Raw genomic sequence first — 20,785 nt, 5'->3', positions numbered from 1 at the left:
AGAGCCCGCGCCCTGTTAGGCGCGGGCGGGTCGAGCTTAAGCCTGGGTAGCGTATTTCGCCAGACGGGCATCACTTTTCAGTACGGCAATGGTGTTGTTGTGCACATCGTCAGCGGTCACGTCGGCCTTGCTGAAGATTTGCTGGAAATGTTCATGAGTCACGGCTGCGAAGTGCTCGCGGTCTTCCGGTGCAACGCCCAGTACCACGGCGTACGTGGTCAGCGCTTCGCCATTACCCTTGGCCATGTCTTCGGACAGCTCGTTCATCATGCCATTCATGGCAATCCAGGACTTGCCGCCGTAGGACAGCGCGCTGTTGGTGCTGCAACCGTTGGTGCCCGAGGTCATGCCGAAGGTGGCGTTGCCCGAGGTACCGTTGGTGGTGGACGCCAGGAAGTGAGCGGGAGTGCCGCGCTGGCCTTCGAACAACATGTTGCCCCAACCGCAGTTCGGGCCACCTGGTGCTTCTGCCATTGCATTGAGGGAGACGACGGTGAAAAGAGTACCGAGAAGGATCCGTTTCATAGCTTTGTTCTCTTTGTGTGCAACCAATGGACAAGGGTTCAGGCACTTCATAGCGCCCTAGGGATCGGTTATTAGTCCAACCCGCGCAGTTTGGAGTTTAGGCACGTTCCAAGGGTTCCGTGATTTTTTATAAAACAATTGACGAAGTCACGATATTTTTGCAGGACGCCTCCCACGTCTATGCTTTCCCGAAAGCGCGCCTTGCCAGAGCGCGTAACCGGGAGCCAGAATGCCTCATCTGCCCCGCCTGATGTAAGGAAGCCCGATGCCTGATCCTGTTGCTGCCAGCTTGCGTCTAGCGCCCGAAGCGCTGACTCGCCCTTTCTCCGCTGAACAGTTCAGCTTCTCGACCACCAATGATCTGGAACCCTTTCGCGGTGTGCTTGGCCAGGAACGTGCGGTTGAAGCCTTGCAGTTCGGTGTGGCCATGCCACGCCCCGGTTACAACGTGTTTGTCATGGGTGAGCCCGGTACCGGCCGCTTTTCGTTCGTCAAACGCTACCTGAAGGCCGAAGGCAAGCGCCTGCAGACCCCGGCTGACTGGGTCTACGTCAACAATTTCGACGAGCCACGCGAACCCCGCGCCCTGGAATTGCCGGGCGGTGCGGCGGCGGCATTCATCGCCGATATCAATGGCCTGATCGACAACCTGGTGGCCACCTTCCCGGCGGCCTTCGAACATCCCACCTACCAGCAGCGCAAGAGCGCCATCGATCGCGCTTTCAACCAGCGCTACGACAAGGCCCTGGATGTGATCGAGCGCCTGGCCCTGGAAAAAGACGTGGCGCTTTACCGCGACAGCAGCAATATCGCGTTTACCCCGATGCTCGACGGCAAGGCGCTGGACGAGGCCGAGTTCTCGCAGTTGCCGGAAGCCGATCGCGAGCGTTTCCACACCAATATTTCCGAACTGGAAGAGCGCCTCAACGAAGAACTGGCCAGCCTGCCGCAATGGAAGCGTGAGTCCAACAACCAACTGCGTCAGTTCAACGAAGAAACCATCACCCTGGCCCTGCAGCCGTTGCTCGCGCCGCTGTCGGAAAAGTACGCGGAAAACGCCGCCGTCTGCGGTTACCTGCAAGCCATGCAGGTGTACTTGCTCAAGACGGTGGTCGAGCAATTGGTCGACGATGCCAAGACCGACGCCCAGGCGCGCAAGCTGCTCGAAGAGCAATACTGCCCCAGCCTGGTGGTGGGCCATTCGGTCAACGGCGGCGCACCGGTGGTGTTTGAACCGCACCCGACCTACGACAACCTGTTCGGCCGTATTGAATACAGCACCGACCAGGGCGCGCTCTACACCACCTATCGCCAGTTGCGTCCTGGCGCCTTGCACCGTGCCAACGGCGGTTTCCTGATTCTTGAAGCCGAGAAAATGCTCAGCGAGCCGTTTGTATGGGACGCGCTCAAGCGTGCCCTGCAATCGCGCAAGCTGAAGATGGAATCACCGCTGGGCGAGCTGGGCCGCCTGGCCACCGTGACCCTCAACCCGCAAATGATCCCGTTGCAGGTCAAGGTGATCATCATCGGCTCGCGCCAGTTGTACTACGCGCTGCAGGATGCCGATCCGGACTTCCAGGAGATGTTCCGGGTGCTGGTGGATTTCGACGAAGACATCCCAATGGTGGACGAAAGCCTGGAGCAGTTTGCCCAGCTGCTCAAAACCCGCACCTCGGAAGAGGGCATGGCACCGCTGACCTCGGATGCGGTGGCGCGGTTGGCCACTTACAGCGCGCGGTTGGCCGAGCACCAGGGGCGTTTGTCGGCGCGCATTGGCGACTTGTTCCAGTTGGTGAGCGAGGCGGACTTCATTCGCCACCTGGCGGGAGACGAAATGACCGACGCCGGCCACATCGAGCGCGCGCTCAAGGCCAAGGCCACGCGCACCGGGCGAGTCTCGGCGCGGATTCTCGACGACATGCTCGCCGGGGTCATCCTGATCGACACCGCGGGCGCGGCAGTGGGCAAGTGCAACGGCCTGACGGTGCTGGAGGTGGGCGACTCGGCCTTTGGCGTGCCGGCGCGGATTTCCGCCACGGTGTACCCGGGCGGCAGCGGCATTGTCGACATCGAGCGCGAGGTCAACCTTGGCCAGCCCATCCACTCCAAGGGCGTAATGATCCTCACCGGTTACCTGGGCAGCCGCTATGCCCAGGAATTCCCGCTGGCGATCTCGGCGAGTATCGCGCTGGAGCAGTCCTACGGTTATGTGGACGGCGACAGTGCGTCGCTGGGCGAGGCGTGCACCTTGATCTCGGCCCTGTCGAAGACGCCGCTCAAGCAGTGTTTTGCCATTACCGGCTCGATCAACCAGTTTGGCGAAGTGCAGGCGGTGGGCGGGGTCAACGAGAAGATCGAAGGCTTCTTCCGTCTCTGCGAAGCACGCGGTTTGACCGGGGAGCAGGGGGCGATCATTCCCCAGGCCAACGTCGCCACGCTGATGCTCGATGAGAAAGTCCTGCAGGCCGTGCGCGCCGGACAGTTCCATATCTATGCCGTGCGCCAGGCCGACGAGGCCTTGAGCCTGCTGGTGGGCGAACCTGCCGGTGAGCCGGATGCCGAAGGGCAATTCCCCGAAGGCTCGGTGAATGCGCGCGTGGTAGAGCGGTTGCGGGCGATTGCCGAGATGATCAGTGAGGAAGACTTGAAGGAGGCGGAGAAAGAGTTGGCGCTGCAGGCGTTGGCGGAAGCCAAGCCGAGCTGATTGTTTTGCCGTGACGCCATCCAAGTGTGGGAGCGGGCTTGCCTGCGATAGCCATCTTTGTAGTGAGCGGGCTTGTCCCGCGCTGGGTGGCGAAGCCGCCCCAAACCAGGCGACCCGGTCCAATCTGGAACTCGGCGGTGTCTTTATTGGGGCGGCTCCGCCACCCAGCGCGGGACAAGCCCGCTCACTACAGATACGCCTGCGGTGTGGTTGGATCGCTTGCAAGGCTCGTCACTAAATTGACTCCAGCCTGAGGAGCCAACGCCCGTTGGTCCCTACAACCTTGGTTTGTTGTGGCTTTCTTCTATTCTTGATTCAGGGATATCCACAGGAGTCGCTGGATAGAAACAGCCTCGCCTCAGGTCGAGGCTGAACACCGATCTGCCGAGGGTCGCCGCCATGCCGCGCAACCTTTGCCTCACCCGCCAGTGCTTTGGCCTGGTCACCCGTATCGAATGTTCCATTCGCCCTCTTGCGGGGGATAACGGCCTGTGGACGTTATTGTTTGCCGCAGGGATGAGTGGCGAACAGCCTACCACCATCAAGTCCGAAGGCCCGTTTGCCGGGCCAGCCGTGGCGCAAGGCATGCTGGAAGCCATCGTGGACAACCTGACCTTGTACGGCTATGAGGTGGCGGGCGACACGCCGATCTGGTGCCTGCACCTTCAGGCCTATCTGCGCCAGCTCAACGGTAGGCACGAACAGCTGGCCTAATAGCCGTCGTTTATTTGCTCTCAGGCTTGTCCAGCTTGACCTCGAAGCCGTATTGCACGGTGCTCAGGTCGGTGCGCTGGTAACTTTCCAGCACGGTCGGCTGGCCGTAGAAGTAATGCACGTCAAACATCGCCGTGCCGTACTCCTCGGCACGGTGGCTGACCCCGAGTATCTCCTTGAGGTAATTGCCGCTGGCGTCTTTGGCGTAGAAACGCCAGCTGTCGGCGGGGAACGCCTTCTGGTCGACGATCAGCGCATTGTCCTTGAGCGATAGCCCCTTGGGCAGCTTGGCCACGTCTATTTCGCCTTTTTCGATGGTCGCCAGGAACAGCGGAATCGAGCCCACCACAAAGGCCGGGTCTTCCGGAAACAGGTTCAGGTCGTAGGTGAGGGTGCCACGCGTCGGGTTGAGTTCGAAGGCTTCGGTCGGCAGCTCGATCGGCTCGCCGCGTTCGCCTTTTTCGTCGGCGGTGAAGAAGGTCACCGGTGACTCGCTGCTGTTGCGCTCGCTGCCCACCAGGTCGTCGTTGAAGGTAAACGGGTGATCGAACACGATGTGCGCGGCGCTGGCATCTTCGACCGACTGGCTGATAGTGACGCTGTTTTTCAGCTGCTCTTCGGTCATGCTCGCGCCTTTGAGCCAACTGGCGGCGCCGTCGTCGTAGACGGTGACCGGCATCGGCAACGTCTGCACGGTTTGCTGCAAGCTGTTCTTGTCAAAGCGCAGCACCGGCAGGTCGAGGTCTTTGCGGGTCAGCGTAGCGGTGGAAAAATCCAGCACGTTGACCTGCAGGTTGTCGACCAGCCCGTTGAAATACACCTTGGCATAATGGCTGCTCTGCTGGTGTTCAAAGGCTTTCTGTTGTTCGGCCAGTTGTTTTTCGAACGCATCCGACCATGCGTTCTGCTTTTGCATCTGCGCCAGCTGTTTCTCGTAGAACGCCACCTGTGCGCTGCTTTCGTTGATCGAACCCGAGCGTGTGAGAAATTGCCCAGTGCTGTCGCGCGCCTGTACCAGCAGCGGGTTAGGCGACTCGTCGCCCACTTGCGGCGCCAGTGGCCGGCTGTTGGTCATCTCGATTTCGGCGTAGTTTTTTTCCAGATGCACCAGGGTAAGGGTGATATTGCCTTCGGTGCGCTTGTGGCCCACGTCCTGTTTCGATAGTTCGAATGTCAGCACATTGCCCGGCGCAACCACTTCAACCGTGCCTTTGAGGCTGACCGGCTGCGGCTGGCTCTTGTTTTCCGTCTCGATGCCGTCGAAGAACGGGTAGGTCACCGTCAGGTCGTCGGGGTTGGTCAGGTTGGAACTGCTGGGGCTCAGTTGGATGCCAGGATCGGTTTCCGACCATTCCAGCTGGAAGGGGATGACTTTGTTGTTGCTCAAGGTCACCGACTGCCATTCCAGGCCATGGGGGAAAGGAAATGAGTCGGGCATCCCAAAATTGAAGGGGAAGACTGGCTGCAGATCCGTCAGATAATCGGAGTGTGAGGTCTTGCGCAGCACAAACAGGCCATTGATGTAAGTATCCACCAGTGCCTGGGGCGTGGGGTAATGCTTGAGCAGGGCCAGGGAGTCTTCGCCGTATTCGGTTTCGATGGGCTTGCTGGCGAGCTTGTTCCGTGCCCGCTCCAGTAACAGCAGCGAACCGCCAAGGTCGGCGATGGCGTCGCGCAGCTTGGGGTCCTGGATGCCGTCGAGGGACTGTTCGAACGTTGCGGTTTTCTCTTCGAGGGTAGCCTGCTTCTGCTCGTCGCTGGGGGAGCACCCGCCGGCCGCCAGCAATGCCGCGCACAGGCCGATACTGGCCAAAGGGAATCGCACATCCATCATCTGAGTTTTTCCTGTCCGACGTCATCGAGCCGAGTTATTGGGCTCGACACTAGCAGAAAAATTCTCTTACAGATGCCGCCCAGGTCAGTTTTCTCGTGGTTACAGGTGGCTTGTAGCGGCTGGTATACTCGCCGTCATTTCTAGCCAAGCTGTGTGAGATCCCATGGAACGCTTTATCGAAAACACTATGTACGCCTCACGCTGGCTGCTGGCGCCGATCTATCTCGGGCTGTCCCTGGGCTTGCTGATCCTGGCGTTGAAGTTCTTCCAGGAAATCATTCACGTGATTCCCAACATTTTCACCATGCTGGAAGCCGAGGTGATCCTGCTGCTGCTGTCGCTCATCGACATGGCACTGGTCGGTGGCCTGTTGGTCATGGTGATGATATCCGGCTACGAAAACTTCGTTTCGCAGCTGGATATCGATGAAAACAAAGAAAAGCTCAATTGGCTCGGCACCATGGATTCTTCATCGCTGAAGATGAAGGTCGCGGCCTCCATCGTGGCCATTTCGTCGATCCACCTGCTGCGCATTTTCATGGACGCCAAGAACGTCGATCCCCAGCACCTGATGTGGTACGTGATCATCCACATGACCTTCGTGGTTTCAGCCTTTGCCATGGGCTACCTGGACAAGCTCACCAAGCACTGATACCCGGCGCCGGCCTTACTGCGCCACAAAATAGTAAGGCTGGCGGTTGATCGAGATTTCCTTGAGCACTTTCATCGGTGTGCTCAAGCCGTTGGTATGGTCCAGCAACGCAATGTTGCCGGGCTTGGCGGCGAGGTAATCGTGCAACTGGGCCTCGGTCTGCAGGATCGGCAGATAGGCCCGCAGGTAAAACACACTGGCCCCGGCGATGCGCTCGTTGGGCTGGAACAGCACCACTTCCTTGCCGTCGTCCCTCAACGCCTGAACCTGGCTGATCACCGGTATGAACGACTGGCGCGCATCCGCCTTGGGCGCGAACCAGAACACCGCGCTCAGGTAGCAACCCACGGCCAGGGTGAACACAGCGCCTACCAGGGATTTTTGATGTTTGTGCAACGCGGGTTGGCGAGCTTGCAACCAACCCAGCAACACCCGCGCAAATTCCGCAGCCAATACGGCGGCGGCCGGTGTCAGTGCCATCAGGTACACCGTGCGCTTGCTCGATGCCAGGCTTAGCAGGGTGAATTGCGCCACCAGCCAAACACTGAAGAACAGGCGGTAGCGGTTGCGCACCAGGCTTTTTCGAAAGTGCCAGAGACCCAGATACACAAGGATGTTCCAAGGCAGAAAGGCCTCCGGCAGCTTGGCGATGTAGTAATAGAACGGCTCGTAATGGCCCGCTTCGACGAACGAACCGCTGAACCGGCCGACGCTGTTGGTCAACAATACTTCGGCTACCGCCTGCATGCCGCCGCGTTGGAACAGCAAGCCCAGCCAGATCACCAGTGGCACCAATGCCAACAGGGTGAACAGCGCAGGCTTGAGCCAGGCGTCAAGTTGCACGCGCTTGTCCATCAGGCTGGTACTGGCCAGGTACACAAAAATCACAATGCCAGGCATCGCCAGCCCCAGCACCCCTTTGCTCAGGGTGGCGATCGCCATCCCGGCGGTAAACAGCGCCCACGCGCCTGCGCTGGAGCCTTCGCGATCGGGTCGTACAGCCTGGTAGAACGCCAGCAGCGCGGCGGTCACGCCCAGTGTGAGCAACGAGTCCTCACCCACACCGCGCACGTTGCTCCAGTAGCTGGCCATGGTCGCCAGGATCAATGCCGCGCTGAACGCCAGCGTTTGCGGGCGTCCAAACCGTCGCAGCATGGCGTACAGCAGCATCACGCTGAACAAGCCGGCAAACGCCGAGGCCAGGCGCACGGCCCAGGTGGTGCCGCCAAACAGGCGAATGGCCCCGGCGTCGATCCACAGGCTCAAGGGCGGTTTTTCCAGGAAGGGCTCACGAAACAACTGGGGCACCACCCAGTTGTTGTCCAGGTGCATGGCCATGGCGATTCCGGCGACGCGGGCTTCGGTGGAGCCTTGCAACTCGTGGTTACCCAGGGCGAAAAAGAACAGCAGGCCAGCAAGCAGCAGCAGCAGAGGAGCGGGACGCGTCATGGGTGGGGCTACCAAGGCAGGAGGACCGTCCGGGGTGACGGTCATTGCAGTTGGCTAGTATCTGTCTGTGCTTCTGAACATTTCGTGAACGAATCGGCAATTTTTTAGAGGCTGGTCACGGCATTCTCAAGCTGGGCACCGCCTCTTTACCCTGCGTCGTCAGCACCGGCTCCAGTTCTTCCCAGGTAAAGCTCAGTTCGTTGTCACAACCGTCGCCCTGGGCGGGTGTCGAGAGTTGCAGGCCCTGGGTGTTGAAACTCAGGTCGAACGTCGAATAGCTGGTGATGGCCGGGCACCCTTCGTCGGCGGTGGTCTGCTTGGCCAGCCATGTACTGAAGACGGCGGGCAGTTTGACCTGGCCGGAGTAGGGGCTGTCCCATTCCTGCAGGCCACCCAGCCATGTCCACGGGTCGACGCGTTCGCCGGTTCGCAGGTTCCAGCTGTGCAGCCCCCAACTGATGCCGCCGCGTCCGTAACCTGCCGACCAGCGGTAGAAGCGCACGGTGATCCAGTGCGAGGACCAATAGAAAGGCTCGACCGTGATCTCGCTCGTGGTGGTGCCGCCGCTCTGCTCCAGGGCGTTGCGCCGTTCTGTGTAGAACTCGGCCTGCCCGTCAGGATTGATGGCCATGCGCGCCAGGTCTCGGTTGATCTCATCGATGGCTGCGCCGTCACCCTCGAGTTGCAAAATGACCTGGCCGCCCTGGGTTTTCACTTGATAGGCATGTTCGCCGAACGTCTTCTTCTCCACCTTAACCGCAGGCGGCGCCGCTTCAAGCGCGTTGTTGTAGGCGTCGCTTGCGCAGCCGTCGGTGTCAGCGCGTTTGAGCCTGAGCGCCAGGCTTTTACCGCCCAGGGTTTTGCTCCAGGTACCGGTCAACGTGTCACCCTGAGGGTCGTCCAACTGCCAGAAACCGGTTTGCCCTTCTTCGGCCCACGGCTCGCTGGCGTTGGCCTGTGTCAACTGGATGGGCGTAAGAATGCGCTGGTAGTAATAACTGCCATTGGACCCATGGGCGCCGTTGAAACAGGCGGTGATCGCGGATTTGCCCAGGGTCCCCCTCCAGACACCGGCCAGGTCGGCGGCGTTTGCAAGCAGTGGGGCGCAGGCGAATGCGAGGACAGCAAGTGGCTTGAGCACGGGTATCGGACTTCCGATTGTCTGATAGAGGGGATCAGGGTAATGGGAAGTGCGGGGGGATTCCAGATAGGGATTGTTTTGCTTCGAAGGGTTTAGTCGATGTGCAGGGGGCTAAATTTTTATCTGGTCAAGTTTTCCTGGGGCAGAAAACCGCCACGGCACGTTGAATGCGGCGCCTCCTCTTATCAGCTCTGATGTGGGCGCTCAAATAGTTGCGTTCAACTATGGTCAGACGAGCAGTCGTTCGAAGCGTATTCGAGCTATTCACTTCGCGCCAGTTCATCTAAGGCACACCAACGTGCAGGAATTTTCCGTCGGCCGATGTAAGTGGCAGTAGTCTGCATCAGAAGCCCAGCCCCACGCGCTTCGAGCACAGAAGAAGACGCCCTCAGGCATCTTCTTCTGCTCCAGCAGATGACTCGGGTTGACCCGAATCAACCATCAATGTCCCCGCCAATGCGCGCGCTTCAATTCGCCTGCCGAACCACCTCCTGCTCGCGCTGGTTGCATTGCCAGCGCCACGCATCGGCGAGCATCCGCTCCAATGAATAGCGCGCTTGCCAGTCCAGCTCGTCGATGGACTTTTTCGGGTCGGCCCAGCAGCAGGCTATATCGCCTGGGCGACGTGCTTCGAAGTTCAGGGGGATCTGGACGCCGGTCACTTTTTCAAAGGCCTTGATCACGTCCAGTACCGAGTATCCACGGCCTGTGCCCAGGTTCCAGATGCTGACGCCGCGGCGTTCGCGCAACGCTTCGAGCGCGCGGATATGGCCCAGGGCCAAATCCACGACGTGGATGTAATCGCGGACGCCGGTGCCGTCCGGGGTGGGGTAGTCGTTGCCATAGACCGACAACGCTTGGCGCTCGCCGCTGGCGACCTGAAGCAAATAGGGTAATAGATTGTTCGGTGTGCTGGTCGGCGCTTCGCCGAGCAGGCCGGAGGCATGGGCACCGATCGGGTTGAAGTAGCGCAGCAGGCCTATTGACCAGCGCGGGTCGGAGCTGGCCACGCTTTTCATGACGTTTTCACACATCAGCTTCGACATCCCGTACGGGTTGGTTGGTTGCCCGGTGGCGCACGCTTCGTTGATCGGCATGCGGGTGCAGTCCCCGTACACCGTTGCGGATGAACTGAACACCAGCCGGAACACGCCGGCCTGCGCCATGGCCTGGCACAGGACCACGCTGCCGCCGACATTGGTGTCGTAGTAGCGCAACGGCTCACGCACGCTTTCGCCGACGGCTTTCAAGCCGGCGCAATGCACCACGGCGTCGATGGGGTAGTCACGCAGCAACGTGTCGAGCAGACGTCGGTTGCGCACGTCGCCATAAATGAACCCGGGCCGCTTTCCGGCCAAGGTGCTTATCCGGTCGATCGCCGAGCGATGGCTATTGCACAAATTGTCCACTATCAACACTTCTTCGCCTCGCACCATGCATTCCAATGCGACGTGCGCACCGATGTATCCCGCACCGCCCGTAATCAAGATCATGCGCTCGCCCTCGTTCGCCCTGGCATCTGGCCGATGCCTGTTTCCTCAGTTCGGTCAGCGCTGTTTCTGCGCTGACTGTTCAAGGTAGGGGGCGCTTTTTGCGAGGAGTTCAAACCGGTTGACCGACCGGTATGTGCAGTTCATCGGCTTCGCTCAATCTTCCTGTGAACGCCCCGCGACGACCGTGCTTCCAACCTTCAAGAGCCGAATGGCCTGAATAAGGGCCGTCGTGCACTTGCCGTATCGACACGGTATGGCCGAGGGGCTCGATGCATGAGCCGTCATCTTTTCGCTTGATAAGGACGTTGATATGAACCTTGCAGAACAGCCCGGGCCGTTTGCCCAAGTGAGTGCGCAAAGCCCCGTTGAATCCCCCAGCCTGGCCCGTCCTACGCTGGTGTGCCTGTCCCATTTGCGCTGGGGGTTTGTCTACCAGCGTCCGCAGCATGTGATGTCGCGCCTGGCGAAAGACTACGACGTGATCTTCTTCGAAGAACCGGTCGTGGGCGGTGGCGAGCCTCCTTGGCTTGAAACGTCGAGCCCGGCGGCGGGCATCCAGGTGGTGGTTCCGCACCTGCCCGAGGGCCTGGATGAGCAGGCGATGATTCAAGCGCAGCGGCGGTTGCTGGATGAGCGTCTTTCCGAGGCCCTGCACGGTGATCTTCTGCTCTGGTATTTCACGCCCATGAGCCTGGCATTCACCGACCACCTCCAGGCGCAGGTCACGGTGTTCGACTGCATGGATGAGCTGTCTGCGTTCAAGGGCGCGCCGGCACAACTGGTGGACATGGAGCGGCTGCTCATGGACAGGGCCGACGTGGTATTCACCGGCGGTTTCAGCCTCTGGGAGGTCAAGCAGCACCAGCACGGCAATGCGCACCCGGTGCCGAGCAGCGTCGACATTGCGCATTTTGCGCAGGCGCGAAACGCCTTGGCGGACCCCGCCGACCAGGCGCCGATCGCGCGGCCACGCCTGGGCTTTTTCGGTGTGATCGATGAACGCTTTGACATCGAGCTGGTTGACCACGTGGCGGCGCTGCGTGCCGACTGGCAGATCGTGCTGGTCGGGCCGGTGGTCAAGATCGACCCTCAAACGCTGCCGCGGCGGCCCAATATTCATTATCTGGGCGGGCGGCAATACGCCGATCTGCCGGCTTACCTGAGCGGCTGGGACGTGGCCCTGATGCCATTTGCGCTCAACGCGTCCACCCGTTTCATCAGCCCCACCAAAACCCCGGAGTACCTGGCCGGCGGCTGTCCCGTGGTCTCGACGCCGATACGCGATGTGGTCAATGGCTACGGCCAAAGCGGCGCCGTGTTCATTGCCGACACCGCCGAGGCGTTTGTCAGCGCCATCGAAGGCGCGCTGCGCCTCAAAGGTACCCCCGACTTCCTGCAACGCGCCGATGCGGCGCTTGAGGGAATGTCCTGGGACAACACGTGCCGCTTTATGAAGGAGCAGATCGAATGCCTCAGATAAACCTCGAAACCGCCAAATCCGGACCGTCCTGCCAACCCGGGCGCGGCGTCTATGACTACCTGATCGTCGGCGCCGGGTTTGCCGGCAGCGTCATCGCCGAACGGCTGGCCCAGGGGCTGGGCCGCAACGTGCTGTTGATCGACCGACGCCCGCACATTGCCGGCAACGCCTACGATCACCCGGATGAGGCAGGGGTGCTGGTGCACCGCTACGGGCCGCACATCTTCCACACCAACGCGCAGCGGATCGTCGACTACCTGTCGCGCTTCACGCAGTGGCGGCCCTATGAGCATCGGGTGCTGGCACAGGTCGATGGGCAATTGGTGCCGATCCCTATCAATCTCACCACGCTCAACAAGCTGTACGGTTTGTCGATGACGTCCGAGCAAGCCGAAGTGTTCCTGGCCGAGCGCGCGGAGCCGGTGGCTACGATTCGCACGTCGGAAGACGTGGTGGTCAATCAGATCGGGCGCACGCTCTACGAGAAATTCTTCCGTGGCTACACCCGCAAGCAATGGGGCCTGGACCCTTCCGCGCTGGACAAGTCGGTGACCTCGCGGGTGCCCACGCGCACCAATGAGGACGACCGGTATTTCACCGACACCTTCCAGATGATGCCCCGCGATGGCTATACGCGCCTGTTCGAGCAGATGCTCGACCACCCCCGAATCGACCTGCTGCTGGACACCGACTTCAAGGCCGTGCGCGATGAAGTGAAGTTCAAGCACGTGATTTATTGCGGCCCGATTGACGAGTACTTCGACTTCCAGCTGGGCCGCTTGCCCTATCGTTCGCTGCGGTTCGAGCACCAGACGCTCGAGCAGGAGCACTATCAGCCCGTGGCGGTGGTCAACTACCCTGACCCGGACGTGCCCTACACGCGCATCACCGAGTACAAGCACCTGACCGGTCAGGTCCACCCCTGCACCAGCATCACCCGCGAGTTTCCCTGCGATGAGGGCGACCCTTATTACCCGGTTCCGCGGGCCGAGAACGCCGAGTTGTACAAACGTTACAAGGCCCTCGCGGAGCAGACGCCGAACGTGACCTTCCTCGGGCGCCTGGGTACCTACAAGTACTACAACATGGACCAGGTGGTGGGCCAGGCGCTTGCGTTGTACCGCGATATTGAAGCCGCAAGCAGTGAAGCCAGCGTCGCAGTGGGGCTCGACGCAATATGAGTGCGCTGCCGGAGGAGAGCCGACTGGAGCCCCGCGAGCGCGGTCATCACGCGCTGTTCAACAGCTTCGTGATGGCGGGCTACGAATGCTCCAGCCAGCGCCGCCAGGATGGCCGGCGCCTGGACTTGCTGGCCGACACCGGGCATGCGCGCTGGGCGCAAAAGGACTACGCGCAACTGGCGGGCCTGAATGTGCGTTGCGCCCGTGACGGCCTGCGTTGGCACCTGATCGAGCGCAGCCCGGGGCGCTACGACTGGAGCAGTTTCCTGCCGATGCTCAGGGCCGCGCGCGATCACCAGGTGCAGGTGATCTGGGACCTTTGCCACTACGGGTATCCGGATGACCTGGACGTCTGGCGCCCGTCGTTTGTCGACCGGTTCGCGCGTTTTGCCGGCGCGGTGGCGGCGCTGATGGTGGAGGAAGGCATCAGCGTTCCGTTCTATTCGCCGGTCAACGAGATCTCGTTCTGGAGCTGGGCGGGGGGCGACGTCGGTTACTTCAACCCGAACGCCCACGGGCGTGGGCAGGAGCTCAAGCACCAGTTGGTGCGCGCCAGCATCGCGGCGATCGAAGCGATTCGCGAACGCGCGCCGGCTGCGCGTTTCGTGCAGTGCGACCCGTTGATCAACGTGGTTTCCGAGTCGCGGCGTAGCGAGGACATTGAAAACGCCGAACGTTACCGGGTCGCCCAATTCGAGGCCTGGGACATGCTGATCGGGCGGCAGTGGCCGGGCTTGGGCGGGCAGGAAGACTACCTGGATATCATCGGTGCGAATTTCTACCCGCACAACCAATGGTATTTCCACGGCGGTCGCATTGCGCTGGGTGAGTCGGATTACCGCCCGCTCGCCGGTATGCTCAAGGAGTTGCACCAGCGCTACCAGCGGCCACTGCTGATCTCCGAAACCGGGGCAGAGGACCAGGAGCGTGTGCCCTGGTTGAACTATGTCGTGGACCAGGTGCTGATGGCGCTGGAGCGTGGGGTGCCGGTGCAGGGCATTTGCTGGTACCCCTTTCTTGATTACCCCGGCTGGGATGATGGGCGTTATTGCCCCACCGGCGTGTTCGGCTACGCCGACGGAGAGGGCGAACGCGCGCCTTTTCACCCGTTGCACCTGCAGCTCCAAGCGCTGCCCGAGCGTGTCGAGGCATGCTTGCGCGAGCTTGATGGCAGGCGGGCGCAGAGGCGCCGGCCATGATCTTCCAGCGCTTGCGCGACGAGCCCTTGCCGGCGACACCCAGCGCGTTTTTATGGCGCTACGTTAAGGTACGCCCGCTGCATTTCAGCGCGATGTTGTCACTGGTGATCGGCGCGGCCTGCTGCGCGGTGGCGGTGCAGTACGGCATGAAGCTGCTGGTGGACGCCATGGCCGGCGACTCGCAGGCCGACCAGGTGTGGCATGCGTTCAGTCTGTTCATCGGGTTGATCGTGTTGGAAAACCTGCTGTGGCGGCTGGGCGGTTGGGTCGGCTGTCATACCGTGGTGGGCAGTTGCGCCGACCTGCGCGTTGACCTTTTCCATCACCTGACCGGGCATCCGATGCGCTATTTCAACCGGCATTTCGCCGGTGCGCTGGCCAATCGAGTGTCGGCGGCCGGTGCCGCGGCCAACACGGTATACGGTGGCCTGGCCTGGCGCATCGTTCCGCCGTGCGTGGATTTTATCGGCGCGGTGGTGGTGTTGTTTGCCGTGCGCGGCTCAATGGCCCTGGCCCTGATCGCATGCGTGGTGCTGGTGGCCGCGTTGATCACCGTGGTCGGCGTGCGCGGCAGGAACCGGCATATCGCATTCGCTTCACAGTCGGCGCGGGTCGGGGGCGAGATCGTCGACCTGGTGTCCAATGTGTGGACGATCAAAGCGTTCTCCGGCCGCGAGCGCGAGCGCGTCAGGCTGGAGCGGGAGATTGGCGTCGAGGCAGGCGCGCACCGACGCAGCTGGATCTATCTGGAAAAGGCGCGCGTGCTCCACGACATCTGCCTGTCCATCATGGCCGGGTCCATGTTGGGCTGGGCCATCCTGCTGTGGCGCCAGGGCCAGGTCACGGCGGGCGATGTGGTCATGGTCAGTGCGTTGACGTTTCGCATCCTCCATGGCTCGCGCGATCTGGCGCTGGCGCTGGTGGAAGCCAGCCAGCAGATGGGCGTCATCGCCGAAACGCTGGGCATCATCGCGCAGCCGCACGAACTCAGCGATGCGCCGGAAGAGCTCGCGCCGACCCGGGGCAGCATCAAGCTGCTGGATGTCAGCTATGCCTACCCCGGCGGTCGCCAGGTGTTCAACCATTTATTCCTGGAGATTCCGGCGGGTCAGAGTGTCGGGATTGCCGGTACCTCGGGCTCGGGGAAATCCACACTGCTCAGCTTGCTGCAACGCCTGGACGACGTGCACAGCGGCGTGATCCTGATCGACGACCGGGACATCCGCTCGGTCAGCCAGGACAGCTTGCGTCGACAGATCGCCGTGGTGCCCCAGGAACCTGCGCTGTTCAATCGCAGCATCCTGGAAAACATCGGCTACGGCCAACCGCGCGCGACCGAGCAACAGATTATTGAAGCGGCCCGGCGAGCCTACTGCGATGAGTTTGTGCAGGCGCTGCCCGGCGGTTATCACACACTGGTGGGGGAGCGTGGCGTGACCCTTTCCGGCGGGCAACGACAGCGCCTGGGGCTGGCGCGGGCATTCCTGAAGAACGCGCCCATCCTGATCCTCGACGAGGCGACCTCTGCACTGGATTCCGACTCCGAGGCCATCATCCAATGCGCGCTGATGGACCTGATGCGCGGCAGGACCGTGCTGGCGGTGGCCCACCGACTCTCGACCATCGCCAGCTTCGACCGGGTGCTGGTGCTGGAGGAGGGGAAAGTGGTTCAGGACGGTCCCCCTGATGAACTGCGCCGCCGCCAGGGACGTTTCCGCACACTCTGGCAGATGCAGGGGATGACCCAGGACCACTGATGCCAGGGGTTGCGGCGCGCACGGGAGTGGGAGTGCGCCGTTGATCGGCCTGCGCCGTTTGCCGAACGAACTGGCGAGAATGGCCTCGGTTCGAACTTTACATAGCCGTTGACGCCTTGGGGCGAACCTACTTTTCAGGACAGAAGAGGAATTGACCATGCTGGTACAGGTAGACAGTAATCATATTGAAGGCAGCGCCGATCTTCAGGCGTGGGTGGGCAGTACGGTGGTGGATGAGCTGGAGCGCTACACCTCGGTGCTGACCCGCGTGGAAATCCACGTAGGGGACGTGAATGCGCAGAAATCCGGCCCGCAAGACAAGCGTTGCCAGATCGAAGTGCGCCCCAAGGGCCACAGTTCGCTGTCGGTTACGCATCAGGCGGAAAGCCTGGAGCTGGCCGTCGCTGGCGCCGCCCGGAAAATCCACCATGCGCTCGAGCATTTGCTGGGACGCTTGTCACCCAAAGTCGAATCCACCGGGCATCTGACGGCGCCTCCGGTCCAGGAAGAATCGCCCGCGCAGATCGATGCGTTGCTCGAAGACGATTTCCTGGCCAGGCAGGCTGATCTGGACAAACACTGAGGAGGCTTCCCATGGTCCACGTTCAAACCTTTACCCGCGACACCCTGGACACACTTCTGGCCCTGGCGGACCGCACCAACCTGAGTGTCTACATGCCCGCCCAGCAAACGTTTCCCGAACGCACGCAAAACCCGATTCGCTTGAAGAACCTCATCAAAGACCTCGAAGGCCAACTGGCTGATCAGGCGCAGGCCGAGACGCTGCTTGCACCGTTTCATGACTTGGTCGCCGACACAGAATTCTGGAATAGCTGCCCGCCTTCGATCGCGATCTTTGGCGGCGCTGAGCATTTTCTGGTGGTGGGCTTGCATCAACCGGTTCAAGAGATCGCCATCGTCAACCGCCACCCGTACCTCCGGCCGTTGCTGCGCCAGGCGCCGATGACCGAGCGCTACCAGGCGCTGTGCCTGACGCGGGACAGCGTGCAGGTTTATGAGGGGGCCGGGCCGACGCTGCAGCAAATCGAGTTGCCGGAGGCGGTTCCCACCTCCCAGGTCGACGCCTTGGGCGAGGAACTGACCCCCCGGAACCAGCAAGGTCACCCCGACGGATTCAGCGGCGCGGGGGAACGTGGCGATCCGATGATGCATGAGTCCGGCGGCGGCGGTAAGCAGGACGAAGTGAACCTGGACCGCGAGCGGTTCTTCCGTGCCGTCGACAAAGCGATCACCGAGCACTGTTCGCGCGTTTGCAAACTGCCGTTGGTGCTGGTGGCGCTGCCGGAAAACCAGGCCGTGTTCAGGGCGCTCAGCCACAACCCTTTCCTGCTGGCGGACGGCGTGCGTACCGACCCCGCCACGCTGTCGCCGGCCGAGTTGGCGCAAGCCTGCACCGCCGTGATGAGCAAGCGCTACGAGGACTCGCTGAACACGGCGTTTGATCGATTTGGCGTGGCCGTGGGGCAGCGGCTCTATGCCTCGCGGCTGGTGGACATCGAGCATGCGACGCTGGAAGGCCGGGTGGCGTTGTTGCTGGTGGAGGCTGACGGCAGCGAGCCAGGCGCCCAGGTCGCCGAGGAAGACGCTGCGCTGGACGAGCTGATCCTGGCCGTTATCCGTCAGGGCGGCGAAGTGGTGGTCGTGCCTGCCGAGCGCTCGATGCCCACCGACAGCCGTGCGGCAGCTGTATTGCGTTACTGAGGCGCACGGGCTTTTTACTCAGCAGGAGCGCGACCATGGAAAAGAGCGAAAAGGCGATTGAGATTCGGGCCTGGCACCTGTTGCTCGAGGACGACAGCTACCGCCTGGACCAGCCTGACGACTTTTATCGGACCCTCATCAACCGCGCCGATGAGCTGGTGCTGCGGGAAATCATCAGCCTGGAGGAATGGCAACGGCTCAAGGATGCCGCAGACGCGGTCTATGCGAAAACGCTGCAAAGCCTTGCCGTCCAGCAACGCGATCGACTCGACACCGTAGCCATCGACCTGTGCATCGATGCAGCACAGTCGACGTCCCCCCCGAAATAGAAACCGACCGCCGTGTCTTGGAGGCAACATGAACAACCCGACACTCAAAGGGGCACTGACCGCCCTGGCCCTGTCGCTGGGCATCTCGCACGCGTACGCCGCCGAAACCAAGCGCGTCGATGTGATGTTGGTGGGGGGCGGGATCATGAGTTCGACCCTGGCGGTGTGGCTCAGCGAACTGGAGCCGGGCTGGTCAATGGAAATGGTCGAGCGCCTGGACAAGGTGGCCGAGGAAAGCTCCAACGGCTGGAACAATGCCGGCACCGGCCACTCGGCGCTCGCCGAGCTGAACTACACCCCGGAAAAAGACGGCAAGATCGACATCACCAAGGCCGTGGAAATCAACGAAGCGTTCCAGATCACCCGGCAGTTCCTGGCTTGGCAGGTAAAGGCCGGGGTGCTCAAAAACCCTCGCTCGTTCATCAACTCCACGCCGCACATGAGTTTCGTATGGGGCGACGACAACATCCGCTTCCTGAAAAAACGCTACGAGGCGCTGCAGGCCAGCCCGCTGTTCCGGCCGATGCAATATTCCGAAGACCCGCAGCAGATCAAGCAATGGGTGCCGCTGATGATGGAAGGCCGCGATCCAGCGCAAAAAATCGCCGCGACCTGGACGCCGATCGGCACCGACGTCAACTTCGGCGAGATCACCCGCCAGTTCGTCAGCCACCTGCAGACCCGCCAGAACTTCGCCCTCAAGCTGTCGACGGAAGTGCGCGACATCACGCGCAACGAGGATGGCTCCTGGCACGTTGAATACAAAAACCTCAAGGACGGCACGACCGGCGCCACCGATGCGAAATTCCTGTTCATCGGCGCGGGCGGCGCAGCGCTGCCGTTGCTGCAGAAGTCCGGCATCGATGAAGCCAAGGACTACGCCGGCTTCCCGGTGGGCGGTTCGTTCCTGGTGACCGACAATGCGCAGGTGGCCGAGCAACACATGGCCAAGGCCTACGGCATTGCCTCCACGGGCGCGCCGCCGATGTCGGTGCCGCACCTGGACACCCGGGTACTCGATGGCAAACGCATGATCCTGTTTGGCCCGTTTGCGACGTTTTCCACCAAGTTCCTCAAGGAAGGCTCGTACTTCGATCTGGCCGCCAGCATGACGTTGCACAATATCTGGCCAATGATGCGCGTTGGCGTGCGGGAGTTCGACTTGGTGCAGTACCTGGCCAGCGAACTGATGCAATCCGACGATGATCGTTTCAACGCGCTGAAAGCCTATTTCCCCAACGCCAAACAGGAAGACTGGCGCTTATGGCAGGCCGGGCAGCGCGTGCAAATCATCAAGAAGGATGAAGACCAGGGCGGCGTGCTCAAGCTGGGCACCGAAGTGGTGGCATCGAAAGACGGCAGCATCGCCGGGTTGCTGGGGGCTTCACCGGGGGCGTCGACCGCGGCGCCCATCATGCTCGACCTGATGCAGAAGGTATTCAAGGACAAACTGGCAAGCGCGCCCTGGCAGGACAAGCTGCGCCAAATCGTCCCCAGCTACGGCACGCACTTGAATGATAATCCCGACAAAGTCATGGAAGAATGGCGCTACACCAGCGAGCTGCTGCAACTGACGCCGCCGCCGGACATCGACCGCCAACCCGGCGCAAACCCCCCTATCGACCCGATCAAGCAGCCGCACGTCGATACTGACCCGGATCTGAACCCATGACCCAGGGCCTGCGTGTGCATCATCTCAATTGCGGGTGCATGTGCCCGTTGGGCGGCGCCCTGTTCGATGGCTACAGCTGCGGACTCACCGCCTCGGTGGTGTGCCATTGTCTACTGATCGAAACCGCCACCAATGGCCTGATCCTGGTGGACACCGGTTTCGGCCAGCAGGACGTCGACCATCCCGAACGCCTCAGCCGGTTTTTTCGGACGTTCAATAACATCCAACTCGAGCACCGTTTCACCGCCCTCGAACAACTGCGCCTCATGGGCTTTCACCCCAACGACGTCCGCCACATCCTGCTCACCCACCTGGATTTCGACCACGCCGGTGGCCTGCAAGACTTCCCGAATGCGCGTGTGCACGTGATGCACCAGGAACTCAACCACGCCACCCTGGCGAATGGCTGGATCGAACGACGCCGCTTCCTGCCCGCGCAATGGCGTGACGTCGCCGGCTGGCAACTGTACGCCCCGCACGGCGACACCTGGTTCGGCTTCGACTCGGTACGCGCCTTGGTCGGCGCCCAAGAAGAAGACATCCTGCTGGTGCCCCTGCGCGGCCACACCGCCGGCCACGCCGGCATCGCCATCCGCACCGCTGAGGGCTGGAAACTGCATGCTGGCGATGCTTACTTTCATCATGATGAAGTGCATCTACCCAAACGCCGCTGCCCACCTGGGATGCGCTTCTACCAGACCCTGATGGACACCGACCGCCAGGCACGGCTGCATAACCAGCAGAGGTTGCGCCAATTGGCGGCTGATGGTGGCGCGGCGGTGGATATATTTTGCAGCCATGATGCGCGTGAGCTGCAACGAGCGCGGGAGGCTGGCGGTGGGAAATGAGGTGAGGGCAAATTCCAGACAAAGAAAAGCCCGCGATGGGGAAAAGCGGGCTTGAAAGGGATGTTCACAAGGAGCTGGGGTAACC

At 61.6% G+C, this 20,785-nt stretch carries 17 protein-coding genes; 12 read left to right on the top strand and 5 right to left on the bottom strand.

All coding sequences use genetic code 11. From position 1 onward, the window contains the following. Nucleotides 1-36 precede the first annotated feature (36 nt). A complete protein-coding gene (locus KVG91_RS09090) occupies nt 37-525 on the bottom strand; it encodes a DUF3015 domain-containing protein (RefSeq protein ID WP_010206666.1) in 489 nt (162 codons plus the stop codon). A 265-nt stretch (nt 526-790) separates the two neighbouring features. On the opposite strand from KVG91_RS09090, the gene KVG91_RS09085 reads away from it, so the two are divergent. Together KVG91_RS09085 and KVG91_RS09080 are read left to right on the top strand one after the other, a co-directional pair. Then, a complete protein-coding gene (locus tag KVG91_RS09085) occupies nt 791-3,229 on the top strand; it encodes a Lon protease family protein (protein ID WP_169377561.1) in 2,439 nt (812 codons plus the stop codon). A 399-nt stretch (nt 3,230-3,628) separates the two neighbouring features. After that, nucleotides 3,629-3,943 carry a PA4575 family protein gene (locus KVG91_RS09080; protein WP_169377562.1) on the top strand — a complete coding sequence of 105 codons (315 nt, stop codon included), beginning with the start codon at nt 3,629-3,631 and terminating at the stop codon, nt 3,941-3,943. Nucleotides 3,944-3,953: 10 nt separating this feature from the next. On the opposite strand, the gene KVG91_RS09075 is transcribed toward KVG91_RS09080, so the two are convergent. Next, a complete protein-coding gene (locus tag KVG91_RS09075; RefSeq protein ID WP_178115207.1) occupies nt 3,954-5,777 on the bottom strand; it encodes a hypothetical protein in 1,824 nt (607 codons plus the stop codon). 163 nt (nt 5,778-5,940) lie between these two features. On the opposite strand from KVG91_RS09075, the gene KVG91_RS09070 reads away from it, so the two are divergent. Further along, nucleotides 5,941-6,429 carry a TIGR00645 family protein gene (locus KVG91_RS09070; protein WP_005791582.1) on the top strand — a complete coding sequence of 163 codons (489 nt, stop codon included), beginning with the start codon at nt 5,941-5,943 and terminating at the stop codon, nt 6,427-6,429. Nucleotides 6,430-6,444: 15 nt separating this feature from the next. Here KVG91_RS09070 and KVG91_RS09065 read toward each other — a convergent pair whose 3' ends face one another. The 3 genes from KVG91_RS09065 to galE all read right to left on the bottom strand — a co-directional run bounded on the left by KVG91_RS09065 (nt 6,445) and on the right by galE (nt 10,512). Next, nucleotides 6,445-7,878 (bottom strand): ArnT family glycosyltransferase, encoded by a 1,434-nt coding sequence (locus tag KVG91_RS09065; RefSeq protein WP_169377563.1) that lies wholly within the window; start codon nt 7,876-7,878, stop codon nt 6,445-6,447. 115 nt (nt 7,879-7,993) lie between these two features. Further along, the gene (locus tag KVG91_RS09060; protein WP_169377564.1) at nt 7,994-9,019 is read right to left on the bottom strand and encodes a hypothetical protein; all 1,026 of its coding nucleotides are present in this window, start codon (nt 9,017-9,019) and stop codon (nt 7,994-7,996) included. A 467-nt stretch (nt 9,020-9,486) separates the two neighbouring features. After that, nucleotides 9,487-10,512, bottom strand: a complete 1,026-nt coding sequence (gene galE / locus KVG91_RS09055; protein WP_169377565.1) for a UDP-glucose 4-epimerase GalE — start codon at nt 10,510-10,512, stop codon at nt 9,487-9,489. 310 nt (nt 10,513-10,822) lie between these two features. Here galE and KVG91_RS09050 point away from each other — a divergent pair, with 310 nt between their 5' ends. The 9 genes from KVG91_RS09050 (at nt 10,823) to KVG91_RS09010 (ending at nt 20,700) form a co-directional block, all read left to right on the top strand. After that, the gene (locus KVG91_RS09050; RefSeq protein ID WP_169377566.1) at nt 10,823-11,992 is read left to right on the top strand and encodes a glycosyltransferase family 1 protein; all 1,170 of its coding nucleotides are present in this window, start codon (nt 10,823-10,825) and stop codon (nt 11,990-11,992) included. Then, nucleotides 11,980-13,173: a UDP-galactopyranose mutase gene (glf, locus tag KVG91_RS09045; protein WP_169377567.1), complete on the top strand. Its 1,194-nt coding sequence runs from the start codon at nt 11,980-11,982 to the stop codon at nt 13,171-13,173. Before KVG91_RS09050 ends, glf begins: the two co-directional genes overlap by 13 nt. Then, entirely contained in the window at nt 13,170-14,372 is a 1,203-nt protein-coding gene (locus KVG91_RS09040; RefSeq protein ID WP_169377568.1) for a glycoside hydrolase family 1 protein, read from the top strand. The genes glf and KVG91_RS09040 overlap by 4 nt, the downstream gene beginning before the upstream one ends. After that, the gene (locus KVG91_RS09035) at nt 14,369-16,129 is read left to right on the top strand and encodes an ABC transporter ATP-binding protein (protein WP_169377569.1); all 1,761 of its coding nucleotides are present in this window, start codon (nt 14,369-14,371) and stop codon (nt 16,127-16,129) included. Before KVG91_RS09040 ends, KVG91_RS09035 begins: the two co-directional genes overlap by 4 nt. Nucleotides 16,130-16,286: 157 nt before the next feature. Beyond that, nucleotides 16,287-16,712 (top strand): HPF/RaiA family ribosome-associated protein, encoded by a 426-nt coding sequence (locus tag KVG91_RS09030; protein WP_169377570.1) that lies wholly within the window; start codon nt 16,287-16,289, stop codon nt 16,710-16,712. Nucleotides 16,713-16,723: 11 nt separating this feature from the next. Beyond that, nucleotides 16,724-17,851: a baeRF3 domain-containing protein gene (locus KVG91_RS09025; protein ID WP_169377571.1), complete on the top strand. Its 1,128-nt coding sequence runs from the start codon at nt 16,724-16,726 to the stop codon at nt 17,849-17,851. Between the two features lie 35 nt (nt 17,852-17,886). Beyond that, complete coding sequence (locus KVG91_RS09020) at nt 17,887-18,180, top strand: hypothetical protein (protein ID WP_169377572.1); 294 nt, start codon at nt 17,887-17,889, stop codon at nt 18,178-18,180. Nucleotides 18,181-18,208: 28 nt separating this feature from the next. Next, on the top strand, nt 18,209-19,852 hold the full coding sequence (gene mqo / locus KVG91_RS09015; protein WP_169377573.1) for a malate dehydrogenase (quinone): 1,644 nt from the start codon (nt 18,209-18,211) through the stop codon (nt 19,850-19,852). Between the two features lie 8 nt (nt 19,853-19,860). Further along, nucleotides 19,861-20,700 carry an MBL fold metallo-hydrolase gene (locus KVG91_RS09010; RefSeq protein WP_169377642.1) on the top strand — a complete coding sequence of 280 codons (840 nt, stop codon included), beginning with the start codon at nt 19,861-19,863 and terminating at the stop codon, nt 20,698-20,700. Nucleotides 20,701-20,785: the final 85 nt, after the last annotated feature.

This window comes from Pseudomonas azadiae (assembly GCF_019145355.1).
GTDB lineage: Bacteria > Pseudomonadota > Gammaproteobacteria > Pseudomonadales > Pseudomonadaceae > Aquipseudomonas > Aquipseudomonas azadiae.
This window is presented reverse-complemented; position numbering and strand designations above follow the sequence as displayed.